Genomic DNA, 12,582 nt, shown 5'->3' on the forward strand with positions numbered 1-12,582 from the left:
TAATGAAAGGGCAACTAAGACCGTTCAATAAACTGGCTGAAAATATTGAAATTCCTTAGCGTACGTTTTCGTACCATTGGACTTCAAACCCCTACCCAAAGAATTTGCCTTGAGATTTGGCAGAAAGCATTTTTGTCGCAAGTGATTCATCTTGAGGATAATTTTTTTGAACTCGGAGGCGATTCACTGTTAGCCTTACAAATCATTTCTGCCTTAAAAAGCCATTTTAAGTTACCAATTCCCCTCTCTGTGCTGTTTGAGTACCCTGATATTATCTCGCTTGCTCATCAATTGGATATATTGGTTGCGGAAGGTAACAGTACGCACGCTCACGCTTCTTCAAGCGTCATTAAATTATCATCGGGGCCTCATAAGACGCCCTTATTTTTGGTTCATCCGGTAGGCGGCTCGGTCTTTTGGTATCAACAATTAGCTCAACGATTGGATGGGAAGTACACCGTTTATGGGATAGAGGATCAGAGCATTAATGGTCATTCGCGCCGATTTGCCTCAATTTCTGAGATGGCACAATTCTATTTGGAAGAAATCGATAAAGTATATCAAGGGGAGGAATATTGTTTAGGTGGCGCTTCCTTTGGTGCGACCGTTGCTGTTGAGATGGCGAATCAGTTAATGCGGTCTAACAAGTCTGTTACGTTTTTAGGACTGTTCGATGGATGGGCAAAATACCCAGATTCGCTAATCAAGTCCAATACGATGGGACTATTGAGCAAAAATCAGGGGATAGGAAAACAAGCCAGTGAATACCTAGAAGAACTAGAAGAGTATAGGAAAAAACTACTATTAGCATTTGAACTTCCTACTATTCGTGCCGACATTACGTTATTTAAAGCAAATGATCTTTGGGATGCTTTTGTTTTAGCGGATGATCCTTTTAACGGATGGAAGCCTTTTGTTGAACACGAGATCACGGTTCATGCGATTCCTGGAACACATGAAACGATGTTTTTTGAATCCAATGTGGATCATTTGGCTACTCTTGTGGAATTAGAGGCTTTTTCGAAAAGAAAACGGTGAGTTATAATGGCCGTTGGTTTATTGAGATAGATTATGGTCATGATTTCGATTCGCTCTTGGGAATATCAAAACCAAATGCTCGCCTTATTTAGAGCCGATTTTCTATTCCAGCAGAGAAGAAGCATTGGCTATTGCTATAGACCTGATAAAAAAAGTTCATAAGAATGTAACTAAAGAAAGAATATCAGAATATTTTGATGAGAAATAATCTGCTTGTATGACTAGTAATTCAAAGCGTTTTAGTTTAATTGTCAGATGTAAAACTGAAAGCAGATTTAACCTCCGCAATTAAGAATTTAATCTTGTCAGGAGTTTATTATGTGTGGTTTAAAATCTTTATATGCTAAATGGACCCCTTTCAAAGTAAATAACGATATTGAAAAAAGTAATAGAATTACTGATACATCAATTACTAATATAAATCATGATAGGTTAAAGGTTTCTGAATCGATTATTCCGCGAATTTTAGACATCATCAAAGATGAGTCTTATTTTCCTTTAACGCTTGCTCTTACGGGGGAATGGGGTGCTGGAAAAACATCTGTAATTAACCTATTGAAAAGTAATCTAGCCCAAAATAAAAATAACGTTGTTATTTCTTTTGATCCATTAATAGAGGGCAAACAAACTGTAAACGAGTTGATCGAGCTATTTTACCTTAAAGTAATTCAACAAGTTGATAATAAGGCCGTAAAGAAAGCGTTTAAAAAGCTTTTTTTATCAATGTTAACAATCATTCGATTCAAAACAAGTTTGCAATATAGGGACCCTGTTCAACCTATATCTTTAAGTTTCGAGAAGGATTGGGCTGCCGATGTAGAAAAGTTAATTCAGGTATGGGAAAAAAATGTTCAACAGTTACCATCTCAACAATTCCAAGAGATAAACTCTATTTTATTGCAAAGCGAAATTAAGCTTTATGTCTTTATCGATGAGATAGATAGATTAAGTTCCGAACAGATTATCCCTTTTTTACTTTTTTCAAGGGTTATGGAGTCAATTGAGCCTTTAGTTTGTGTAATGGGCCTTGATTACAATAGAACCATTAGAAAATTAGTTGTGGAAAATAAATTAGGAAGTTCTGGTTATAATGATGTTAAATTCTATTTAGATAAGTTAATAACGCTTTCCTTCCATGTTGAGGCTACATTAGATAATCGTGTTGAATTTTTGAGTGAGCTTTTAATAACGCATCATATTTGTAACAAAGAGTTTATCTACGAATTTTCTCACCAGCTTCGAGAAATTTGTTATTATTTAGTGACGCCACGAGGAATTAAGAAACTTGTAATATTAGCTTCAGCTAATAAGCAACTTATTAAGTTTTCAGGGAATATGATTCTATTCTTACAATTATTAGCTATAGAAGTTAAAAATCCGATTATTAAAGAATACTTAGCAAAACATGAAACTATTTTGCATATAGAAAATATTAAAAGAGAACCTGGATATAGTCATCTATTAAAAAAACAAAACCCTCAATCTGAACAAGATATTTTAAAATTAAATAATCAGATTAAGAAAGTACTCCTAGGAATTTTAGATCCAGATCTTAAATTAACAGAAGCAGATTCGGTTGCTCTGTATGATATGACCCCCTATTTTATTACAGATCATTTTAATAGTAACTATATTCTCGATATCTTGGGCTTACCACGGAGTTTACTTCATGCATATGTAAGAAACTTAAACCGATTAGAAGACATAAAGGTATATTTTGATTTTTTTCAGGGAGATTTTCATGGTGCGCTTGAAAAGTTAGTGGATATGCCAAATCAAAATATTGCGGCAGATATTTCATTGGCGTTGATTAATAAGGTTCCCTTACAACAAAGACCAGAGGATATTAATCTGGAAACCCTAAATAAGCTGTGGCTTAAAAATGTAAATTTCTCAAGCGGAAGTCCTTATACACAAATAGCACTATATTTGTCCTCATTCGTTCCTTTGGAAAAGCTAGTGGATACAAATGACTTATTTTTATCCAAATCCTTCATCGCGAATATTCTTTCTGCTTTCAATATTACAAATAACAATGGAGTATATAATTTAGATCACTTTAGGGAGAATATAAGATTTCTTGAAGAAAGTTTAGAGGATGTATCATTTAGAAATAATTCTATTAAAAATTTTAGTAAAGAAGATATTAGAGAAATACTTAATATATGGTTGCAAAAATTATCTTTTTCACTAGAAAAAAAAGATCCCAATCTTATTGAAACAGATAATTCGATCGGTTTATTTTATCGTTATATACAATGGGGAAAGGCTCTTGGGCAAGACAATCGAGGGAAATTGAGTAATTATGTAAGTAGTGTTTTGAATAACAGTACTGTCTCAGAGGGAATAAAAATAAATTTTTGCCGATGCGTGATATCAGCTGGAGACTTTAATACTTCCTTTCCTCAAAAGACCCACCGACATATTATATTTGAGGAGCTTTTTGGTTCATCTTTTTTGCAATCGAATATTGAGGAATACGCTGCAAAATAGACTCTTGGAACTACCCACAGGTTTAACTTTTAGAAATTAGTATAGTGGAGTTATTATATCTTTTATGAGGGGATTATCAATCCAAGGCTCCTGGATTCATAGTATTCAATGATAGAAATAAGCGTATATCCGCATTCTTCATTAAAAAAAGATGAAAATCAACCACAATGGTTCTGCTATAGAATGCATAGCTTGATTAAGACCTCCATGATTCCTTTTTACAAAGATACAGTTGGATAACTAACAGAGCCAATTCACTACGGCATGGATAAACATTGACCACTTGATCTTATAGTGTATAATTTGCAATATTTTCAACCTTCCCATTTTTATATGAATATCCTTTTTTACTGGTTTATATTTTTTTTACTTTATTCAAACACTGCGTTAAGTTATAAATTCGAAGAAAAAGTTTTCTGTCCAAAAGAGATTATTTGTTCACGGAATAAAAGTATTAGCTCCTGTAAATTACCAGAAGGAGAAAAGGGGCTGTGGAATAAACCCAATTCTTTTTTCCCTGTTAAAAAGGGTAGATATCATTTCGAAGGTGTATGGTCTAGTTATCAAGCACAAATTTTTGATCTGAGTCCTCAATTACCCACTAATTCAAACACGGCAGTTTGTTTATATAAGACTAAAAATGAAGATGGTACAACATCTGACAGTTATTATTTACTCGTAGGTTCCAACAGCTCCGTTGATTTAGTAGAAGCAGGACCAATTGAATCAAGCCAGTGGGTCACAATCCCTCCCCTTGCATACTGTATGACATATGATCCAGAATTATGCCCTCTTATGAACGTCCCTTCTCTCAAATTTATTGTTGATTCGGCTTTAGGGCTGAAAATAAGTGCTAATGGGATTAGCATATCTGAATACTTAAACAATAATGGTTCTAAGATTTTAACGATGTACGAAGCATGGGATGCCTGTACCGATGTGGGATTATGCCTACTTCATTTAACAATCAAAAATGACGATCAAGACATTGATGTGGGTGGGATAATCGTGAACATGAATAACAGGATGAGTATCGAAGATTTTTTTGAAAGGCCAAAAACAAATTTTGAAATTATAATTAATCGAGACGAACCAAATTCAATCAAAATAAGGCGGATATTAAACTAGAATTGTATATTAGGTTAGATTAAACCGTACGAATCTCTCGTTAATGTTTTTACGGCTCACTTTGCACGCTATATTTATAGGACATTCATATTGTTGTGCTTTAAGTGAGTTTCACTCCTGGCTAAAAATTAACAACTTGGATTAATTAAGTTAGGGAGAGATAGGCTAAGTTAACTTAGCCTATTATTATTGAGATAAAGTCTGATACATTCTAATATTAACGCTATAGATTCTTTCAACGAACGCCCCGCTTAATAATGAAGTTGACTAATCCCATAATTCTAAAGCTTCGGCTATTTTGGCCAGACTTGCAACCACGTTATATAGCATTTGAAAACCCTGATCAACGTACGGTCTAGATGTGTCTATCCCTACGAGTTTAAATGCCTCTTCAATATTGCTTGTAGGTAAATGGGCATCTGCATGCCGCAACTCATACACACCAACAATTGATGCTGTTACCTCCCTAACTCGATTTCTATCATATTTTGAAGCCAACAAATTCTCCAAATATTTTATACTTCCCCAAGTTTCACTTTTGGGTGGTGATACAAACTTTTTCATAGGTTGGATATCAAGGCAATCTACAATCAACCGAGCGAGATCCTTTGCTAAGGCATAGAAAGACTGTTCGTCTGTAGATCTAAATCGATGTATTCTTGGGAGGAGCTCATGTATTGCATCATGATCCTTAAAGAGCAGAATACCCAGTTTCTCTTGTGAACATTCATTTATGTTCTTTATAGTATCAAATAAGTATTCCTCAGGAGCTTGTGTAGTTGCTGGTTGACCTCTTACCTGAGAAGCTAATAGTTCGTGTCCAACCCCGCCATCTGGGACCACATTAAAGCCCGCCCATATTTTCTGCTGCCATTCAGGTAAATTTCCAATATCTTTAGCAAACACATTAATAAGAGAAAGATGATTTAAACCGAAATTCACCCCACTCTTATAACTGCAAGAGACCTCGCCCGTTTGAGCAGTATAAAATTTTAAACTCCCCCCTCTTCTATTACACAGAGCCATAATAACTTCAGGTTTAAACCACAACCATTTTCCTGAATCAATGAGATCCATACCCCTGGCTGTAGAACCATCTACATCTATAATAAAGACACATGTGTTTTGAACTGTATCCCCTCTAACTTTAGCACTCGTTTTACTAGGAAGAATGACTTCATTTCGCCAATACTCCCCTAACACATAATAAAGTTTCTTTCCTTCAAAAGATTTTTCCCATGAGGCGCTCGAAGTGTTCTCCTGAGTAGGTGTTTCAGAAAGACTTGGAATGTCATCTTCCTCCTCTACATCTATTCGCGCAAATTGGAATATTCCAATTTTAGACCCAAAAATTCCTCCTCCCTCATGTATTTCCCTAATGCCACCTTGCCATTTTCCAGATTCTGTATTCACTTGGGCAGAATCAACTGACCATGTAAAAGGAGGAGCTTCAGCATATATAGAAACTCTATTACAATATTGCGTCATATAGAGAGCCATATCTCTCGCGCAGAGATAGTCCTTTAAATAATGTGCTTTAATTTCTAGTACAACAGTCTTATTGCTTTCATCAGTTCGAATTCTTGCTACAACAGCATAATCTTCCATTGGATCAACCCATGAGTTGCCTTCTCTCACTATTCCCAATGAAAGAACAAGATCCTGATTTAAATGCCAAATATTATGCCTTTCATCATGAGAGGTTTGCTCCAGTACCAAATGAATACCGTCTACATTTCCTTGATAATCTTTATATACTTCAGCTGGAAAATACTGCTTATCATCAAACCATCCAGTATGGCTGTGGTTGCTGCTGCGGCCAATATCCGTCCAATCAAGCCTCTTAGCTTCCTCAATTTGTTTATAAGGTATTGCTATAGACCCAACTCCAAAAAATTCTTTTTGGTAACCCTCGTAACCATACGTCCCAATATTAATTTTATACTCAGCAGCTCTTAATGGTATCCATGCCATACTATCAAATTTCTTCCGACGAATATCCTTCATTTCAAACCACTCTTTATTCATAAAAACCTCACATTTTAGCAACACCAATAAATCAATGAGCGAGATACCATTGACATCCAATTAATGATGTTTTTAATTATGAGATATTTTATCATGGGACATTCATGTGGATGGGCAATATTTAATCAAAAAAACTTTTTGCTCATATCATAATGCATTGAATAATAATAATATAATTATTTATTAATATTTTTTTGGCCTGAGGGCAATACAAAAAAAGTTGAATTTATGGGGTTTGCTGTGGCTTTCTTGTTGTTACAATCTGCTAATGAAACCTATGGATGTAATTTTGTTTTGGTAAGACTTTCATGCTTTATAATTAGATCAGCAATTTCCTTAACAGGATCAATTACAACACCGAGGAGCCAATAATAGTAAAAATCGGAAAGTTATAAGCTCCATATGTTGTTGTAAAATAAAGCCCCCTTATCTCCTAAGGATATACTATGTGCTAGTTTTAATTTGTCATAGTCAATCATAGTGGTCTGTACTAAATCCACCAGATCTTTAGTCCATCAAACAACATAAATCTCCTCATTTTCTGGGCTATAAACGAGGACTTTAGAAAGTATTCCGATGTTTATCAGGATAATACAATGACTGATCATCCTCCGAAGGGATCGTAATTTTTGTGGCAAAATAACCAAAGAGTAAAGAAAAAACAAAAAAAATATTCCCTAAGCTAGTATAGGCTATCGGTGGCACTTGAAGGAGGCTAACCAATAAATCTGCATAGGCTTCAACAAAAACAACTGTTTGACCCTGTGTAGAACCCGAAGGTGGAAGGTCTAATGCAAATAAGCTAAGGGCGCTAATCATTAGTATGAAACAAGTTGTTATCATTAAAAACTTCAATAAAATTTTGGACTTCATTGCCATGCCCCTTCTGGTTATTTATGTGTCTTACTATTAATAATTTTCCGATTCCCGGTATTAACAAGAACTATCCCATGTGACATGGGATTCTGGCGATAATACCCCAAAGAAAAATCAAACTTATAATCACACAGATATTTTTTATAATTGTAAATTCAGATCATTTGGATTATCAGCCATCGAGATTCCTCTTATCCAATTATTCTTATGTTATAAGAATTGCATATTTTGTTATTTGTGTTTTCGTAACCAGCCATCGATCCAATATGGAACAATTACCAGCCAGAACAGTATTACAAGTAAAGTTAAACATCCAAAAACAAATAACAAATTGATTTGTCCCCAGTGCATAAGATGTATAAAAACATTATCTGGAATATGTAACGACTTAATAAATAAATTATTATTATCTCCTGTAATTGCAAGAAGCATTGATGCTAAAAATAGTTGTCCTACTATAAGCATTAAGATTTTAGCTGCTCTATTGGTCATTAATCTTTTCCATATATTTGGTGTTCTTTTCGGATCCATTAGTGTTCGAATTTTTTACAATAAATATCTTCGTGACATAAGAGTTTGGGAGAAAATATCCGCAACGGAGGTAGAGCGCATCTTTTCGCTTAACAATATCGGTTCCACCCTGAGGACAGGTTAAGTCAATCAGCTGATATATCTTTTCTTTTGAATCTAAAGTAACTGTGTTTTTTACTAAAAAATTGGGGTATTGCTCAGCATGTAAAAACACCAATCTCTCAATCCCTGCGATAATACCCCAAAGGAAAATCAAACCCATAACTAAAACCACGCAAATATTTTTTATTTTTGAGCTCATTTCTTTTTCCTAATTATTGCCGAGTGGACTATTGTTCTTCGTGTAGCGATTAAGCTAAGGATTATAAGAAAAGATGAGATAACCATAAAGGGATATAATTGAAATAAATAAACTAAGCCTTCTAATACCAAAGCCAATAAAATAAACAACACTGCTATAAATGAAAATAAATAGACCCACGAATAAACAGACTCCTCTGACCCCACACTAAGAAGACGATTTCGCAGCCCAACTACTGCGCCCATTCCATACCACAAGAAGAAGTACTTTAAGGCAAGTAGATCCGTGTACAGCTCGAATTCACCCAGCTTTCTCGTCTGGTCTAAAGTAAATATACTAGGCATCATAATGTCACGACCCTGAGCAAAATAATCAACTAGAAGACGGGCTAACTCGATATAGGGTGCGATTAAAATTAATGAAATAATAATCCATTTTAAATTCAATTTACTCATTATTGTCCTTATGTACCGCGCTATAGAGCGCTAACTAAGAGCAAAGAACTGCTGCTCTACTGTTTATAAGAGACAGCAATCATTACTTAATTTCGTTAAGGTAAAATTAGATTTTCATTCGTTTATATCTAACAAGGAACCAAAGTCAGGGAAAAGCATCGCCTCCACTTCATTTCCTAAATCTATATGCCGTTTTATAGCACTCTCCAAAGTAGCTTTAAGAGACTTCAATTCTTCGTAAAACCTATGATGTAGGTATTTGTCCCCACGTTCAGTAGTGAGTTCCTGTTGAAGTTGCGTTCCAAATAGCCCAGACGCTACATTAAAGTAGATAGCAAAATTGATATATAAGGGTATCCGATCCGTATAGTCATACCCATAACTTGGAAACTTGTGAATTTCTATGTAGTTATGTGTAACTTTTTCTTTATTTAGAAGTAGTTTTTGTTTCCAGTCGTGAAGCTGTAACGTTTCCAATTCAATTGTATGATTCTTTGCTGTTTGAATCATCTCCCTTGGATCTATGGTGCATTCCAAATAATTATTCTCAACTAGGTTCATTTTTTGCCTCCCGCAAACGAGTTACCTAAATAACGAGTGATTAATAAGCCCCCCTTTCGGGGGGGTATTCCTTGAGAATCCAAAAGGATTGCTCATTCCCTCACCTCAAATAAATCATTCATTCTACTGATTAGCTGGCCATTACTGGTTATCTCTTTGCATTGGAAAAACGCACAGACGTCACTCCAATCCCACGAATCTCCATCCGGCGGCATGTTCGTAAATGAGTAATTAACCGCATCTGTAACCTGGTGAGACGGCTCGCCCTCATGACTGCAAACAAGAAGTTCTGGTAGATAGTGAAAACCTGGCTGAACACAATACAAGGTGCTCTTATGTTCAAAATACGCACGTACGAAATCACGATCATAATTCTTAAACGTCAAGTAATTCATGCTACCCTCTCATCAATAAGTTATCATTTAAAATACTATAATATCATATGTGATATTTAATGCAAGCATAATTGATAACTTAATATCATTTTTGATATTATAATATTAGCTTTTATTTCTTTTAGGAGAGCAATGTGCCTAATCACAATTGGCATGACCTAGCATCACGTATTCTTAAAGCGGAGTTAAAATTCAAAGACATCAGCTATGAAAAATTAGTGTGTTTATTAGAGGAAATAGATATCAATGAAACTAAAGCAAGTATTGTGAATAAGTTGAGTCGAGGTACATTTCAATTTGCTTTTTTTTTGCAATGTGCCTCTGTAATTGGAATAGAAAATTTAAGAATTGTAGAGCTGCTTAATTTAGACAAAAAGAAAACATGAGCATGTGTCACATTAACTTAACACACTTTTGAAACGGCCTGTAAAGGAAGGACTATTAATATATAGAGCATCTGAAAATCTCTTACTATTAGAAAGCTGTTTTTGTTCCTCAAAAAATTGTCATTACTCAACCAAATATCCATTGCCAATTAGGACAATTTGTCCTATAGTGCTTATGAAATCCGGGCAAATCGCTCTGGGTAGTAAAGCAAGGGAACAAAATGCATCATTTGACTGTAGATGAAAAAAACATAATAAAACAGGCAATAGGAATACTCGATTCAAAATTAAGAACAAAGGATGTGCGTTTTAACAGTGCTGCTTCAGTGAAACACTATTTAAGATTCCAGTTGGAGGGATGTGAAAGAGAACACATGACTGCGTTGTATCTTGATACACAATACCGATTGATTGAATATAAAAAAGTTTTTTCCGGTGTAGTAAATAGTTGTTCAATTAGTGCCAGAGAATTTGTTAAAGATTCTCTCGATCTGAACGCTACCGCCATTATATTAGCGCATAATCACCCTTCAGGTGATGCGCAGCCTAGCCAAGAAGACATCAAGGCAACTTTGAAAATAAGAGAAGCATTAGATTTATTTGATATCAGATTAGTTGATCACTTTATAGTCGGTCACAATGAAATACACTCCCTAATGGAGCTTAATTTAATCTAAAGGAAATTTATGGAACACTTTAGTTCATACAACACTCAGGGCAATATCCGCCCTGAGTGTTTGCAAAAGGCAGAATTATGGGAAACTCCCTCCGGTGAAGAAATTAAAATAGTCTTGGGAATGGTAGGATGGTCTGGCGTTGAGTTTTCTCGAAAAATTGATACCAGCGATCGCACGATTAGACGATGGCTAAGCGGGGATCAACCTATCCCGTATGCTGTATGGTGTGTATTATGTGTCGAAGCAAACTTAGGCAAAATTTGGAACTGACAAACAGCGAATACCTATGACTAAAAAAAATAATAACCAAATTAGTAATGCACACGATCAGTTCTTTCGTACCGCTATGATGGATAAACGTGTTGCTCGGGATTTTTTAATGTCCTGGTTGCCAGCTGAGCTTTGCCAAAGTGTTGATTTTGAAAAACTGGAAATACAACCACGATCGCATATTAATGATGTGCGCAAAGAATCAGCCGTTGATGTTCTATTTAAGACGACAATCGAAGGACATGAAGCTTATCTTTATCTACTATTAGAGCATCAATCTACACCCGATCAATTAATGCCCTTCCGAATGCTTAAATACATGTGCAATATTATTGATCATCATTTAAAAACACATGATACAAAAAATGATAAGAAAATCCCTTTGATTTATCCATTAGTTGTCTATCATGGAAAACGAAAATACCCATTTTCTACAAATCTAGGTGATTTAATTGATGCACCTCAATCTTTAGTAGACCGATACTTTTTAAAACCATTTCAACTCATTGATTTAGGGCAAATTGATGATGAAATACTAAAACAACATGCCTGGTCAGGTGTCATGGAATTTGCTTTAAAGCATATCTTTGCTCGTGATATTTTGCCTGGATTAAAAAAAATTACAAAATCCCTACATCAACTTGATAGAGCAGGTGGACGCGATTTTATTGCCATTGTGTTACAATACTTATTAGAACGCGGTGAATTAAGTGACAAGGATGCTTTTTTTAAGTTAATTGACACCCAAATATCACATGAAGTCGGAGAAAAAATTATGAGTTTAGCTGAACAGTTGAAACAAGAAGGCCGAATTGAAGGCGAACTTAATAAAGAAAGGGAAATTGCTAAACGCCTGCTTGAAGAAGGTGCCGATCCTGTTTTTGTTGCCAAAGTAACTGGGTTGTCTCTGGATAAAATAAAGATTCTGCAAAAGCACTAATCATCCCATTATAACACTTACACGTTTTTTTATTTGTAATTTTAAAGTATGGGTAACAATTAATTGTTACCCCAATTATGAACCTCAATCACTTTTCTTGTATCGCCAAATATTCCTTGAGAAGTTATGAATTTAAGCACAATCTTCATAATCTATGGAGGCTATTATTGGAGTTTGTCCTTCTGAGGAGTTTTGTATAATTTCCGAGACATCGCAAGTAACTTCACCTTTAGCTTTTAATTAATTTTCGATATTAAGCATCAAGCTTTTTAATGACAAATTCATTTACACCAGTAAAAAAGATCTTAGTGCAGGTCCAATCATAAACATATCTGTCCCCAAAACCACCCCTGGAAAGACACCGGAGCGCTTCTTAGCGGAGTAAGTTATTGACAATAAATAATTCAATTAGGAGGGCTAGCCGCAAACCTCGGAAATTTCCGGACAGTTTTTAGTCACTTCGGGTTTTCTTAACCTACGCAAAAGAACCTTGCCTATTATCT

The 12,582-nt window shown here is 35.1% G+C and carries 14 protein-coding genes; 7 read left to right on the plus strand and 7 right to left on the minus strand.

Going from position 1 to position 12,582, the window contains the following annotated elements; genetic code table 11:
- Positions 1–141: 141 nt before the first annotated feature.
- The 3 genes from E1P08_RS16700 (at position 142) to E1P08_RS16710 (ending at position 4,659) form a co-directional block, all read left to right on the plus strand.
- Positions 142–1,038, plus strand: a complete 897-nt coding sequence (locus E1P08_RS16700; protein ID WP_242602512.1) for a thioesterase domain-containing protein — start codon at positions 142–144, stop codon at positions 1,036–1,038.
- Positions 1,039–1,356: 318 nt separating this feature from the next.
- Entirely contained in the window at positions 1,357–3,531 is a 2,175-nt protein-coding gene (locus tag E1P08_RS16705) for a P-loop NTPase fold protein (RefSeq protein WP_133138085.1), read from the plus strand.
- Between the two features lie 294 nt (positions 3,532–3,825).
- A complete protein-coding gene (locus E1P08_RS16710) occupies positions 3,826–4,659 on the plus strand; it encodes a hypothetical protein (protein ID WP_133138086.1) in 834 nt (277 codons plus the stop codon).
- 267 nt (positions 4,660–4,926) lie between these two features.
- Here the strand turns inward: E1P08_RS16710 and E1P08_RS16715 are convergent, their stop codons facing one another.
- The 7 genes from E1P08_RS16715 to E1P08_RS16745 form a co-directional block, all read right to left on the minus strand.
- A complete protein-coding gene (locus tag E1P08_RS16715; RefSeq protein ID WP_133138087.1) occupies positions 4,927–6,687 on the minus strand; it encodes a hypothetical protein in 1,761 nt (586 codons plus the stop codon).
- A gap of 561 nt (positions 6,688–7,248) precedes the next feature.
- Positions 7,249–7,560, minus strand: coding sequence for a hypothetical protein (locus E1P08_RS16720; RefSeq protein WP_133138088.1), 312 nt, complete (start codon positions 7,558–7,560; stop codon positions 7,249–7,251).
- A 234-nt stretch (positions 7,561–7,794) separates the two neighbouring features.
- Complete coding sequence (locus E1P08_RS16725) at positions 7,795–8,055, minus strand: hypothetical protein (protein WP_133138089.1); 261 nt, start codon at positions 8,053–8,055, stop codon at positions 7,795–7,797.
- Positions 8,045–8,395 carry a hypothetical protein gene (locus E1P08_RS16730; protein ID WP_133138090.1) on the minus strand — a complete coding sequence of 117 codons (351 nt, stop codon included), beginning with the start codon at positions 8,393–8,395 and terminating at the stop codon, positions 8,045–8,047. Before E1P08_RS16730 ends, E1P08_RS16725 begins: the two co-directional genes overlap by 11 nt.
- On the minus strand, positions 8,392–8,850 hold the full coding sequence (locus E1P08_RS16735) for a hypothetical protein (RefSeq protein WP_133138091.1): 459 nt from the start codon (positions 8,848–8,850) through the stop codon (positions 8,392–8,394). The genes E1P08_RS16730 and E1P08_RS16735 overlap by 4 nt, the downstream gene beginning before the upstream one ends.
- 114 nt (positions 8,851–8,964) lie before the next feature.
- Positions 8,965–9,411 carry a hypothetical protein gene (locus E1P08_RS16740; protein ID WP_133138092.1) on the minus strand — a complete coding sequence of 149 codons (447 nt, stop codon included), beginning with the start codon at positions 9,409–9,411 and terminating at the stop codon, positions 8,965–8,967.
- 92 nt (positions 9,412–9,503) lie between these two features.
- Positions 9,504–9,806, minus strand: coding sequence for a hypothetical protein (locus E1P08_RS16745; RefSeq protein WP_133138093.1), 303 nt, complete (start codon positions 9,804–9,806; stop codon positions 9,504–9,506).
- A 134-nt stretch (positions 9,807–9,940) separates the two neighbouring features.
- Here E1P08_RS16745 and E1P08_RS16750 point away from each other — a divergent pair, with 134 nt between their 5' ends.
- The 4 genes from E1P08_RS16750 to E1P08_RS16765 all read left to right on the plus strand — a co-directional run bounded on the left by E1P08_RS16750 (position 9,941) and on the right by E1P08_RS16765 (position 12,079).
- A complete protein-coding gene (locus E1P08_RS16750; protein WP_133138094.1) occupies positions 9,941–10,192 on the plus strand; it encodes a DUF6471 domain-containing protein in 252 nt (83 codons plus the stop codon).
- A 221-nt stretch (positions 10,193–10,413) separates the two neighbouring features.
- Positions 10,414–10,869, plus strand: coding sequence for a JAB domain-containing protein (locus E1P08_RS16755; protein ID WP_133138095.1), 456 nt, complete (start codon positions 10,414–10,416; stop codon positions 10,867–10,869).
- A 9-nt stretch (positions 10,870–10,878) separates the two neighbouring features.
- Positions 10,879–11,139 carry a helix-turn-helix domain-containing protein gene (locus E1P08_RS16760; RefSeq protein WP_133138096.1) on the plus strand — a complete coding sequence of 87 codons (261 nt, stop codon included), beginning with the start codon at positions 10,879–10,881 and terminating at the stop codon, positions 11,137–11,139.
- Positions 11,140–11,155: 16 nt separating this feature from the next.
- A complete protein-coding gene (locus E1P08_RS16765) occupies positions 11,156–12,079 on the plus strand; it encodes an Rpn family recombination-promoting nuclease/putative transposase (protein ID WP_133138097.1) in 924 nt (307 codons plus the stop codon).
- Positions 12,080–12,582 lie beyond the last annotated feature (503 nt).

It is taken from the genome of Legionella rowbothamii, from assembly GCF_900639985.1.
Taxonomy (GTDB): domain Bacteria; phylum Pseudomonadota; class Gammaproteobacteria; order Legionellales; family Legionellaceae; genus Legionella; species Legionella rowbothamii.

Bases quoted from the DNA above. Each gene is read 5' to 3' on its own strand.
- E1P08_RS16705 (WP_133138085.1), top strand. From the start codon at position 1,357: ATGTGTGGTTTAAAATCTTTATATGCTAAATGGACCCCTTTCAAAGTA.
- E1P08_RS16715 (WP_133138087.1), bottom strand. From the start codon at position 6,687: ATGAATAAAGAGTGGTTTGAAATGAAGGATATTCGTCGGAAGAAATTT.
- E1P08_RS16720 (WP_133138088.1), bottom strand. From the start codon at position 7,560: ATGAAGTCCAAAATTTTATTGAAGTTTTTAATGATAACAACTTGTTTC.
- E1P08_RS16725 (WP_133138089.1), bottom strand. From the start codon at position 8,055: ATGACCAATAGAGCAGCTAAAATCTTAATGCTTATAGTAGGACAACTA.
- E1P08_RS16730 (WP_133138090.1), bottom strand. From the start codon at position 8,395: ATGAGCTCAAAAATAAAAAATATTTGCGTGGTTTTAGTTATGGGTTTG.
- E1P08_RS16735 (WP_133138091.1), bottom strand. From the start codon at position 8,850: ATGAGTAAATTGAATTTAAAATGGATTATTATTTCATTAATTTTAATC.
- E1P08_RS16740 (WP_133138092.1), bottom strand. From the start codon at position 9,411: ATGAACCTAGTTGAGAATAATTATTTGGAATGCACCATAGATCCAAGG.
- E1P08_RS16745 (WP_133138093.1), bottom strand. From the start codon at position 9,806: ATGAATTACTTGACGTTTAAGAATTATGATCGTGATTTCGTACGTGCG.
- E1P08_RS16755 (WP_133138095.1), top strand. From the start codon at position 10,414: ATGCATCATTTGACTGTAGATGAAAAAAACATAATAAAACAGGCAATA.
- E1P08_RS16760 (WP_133138096.1), top strand. From the start codon at position 10,879: ATGGAACACTTTAGTTCATACAACACTCAGGGCAATATCCGCCCTGAG.
- E1P08_RS16765 (WP_133138097.1), top strand. From the start codon at position 11,156: ATGACTAAAAAAAATAATAACCAAATTAGTAATGCACACGATCAGTTC.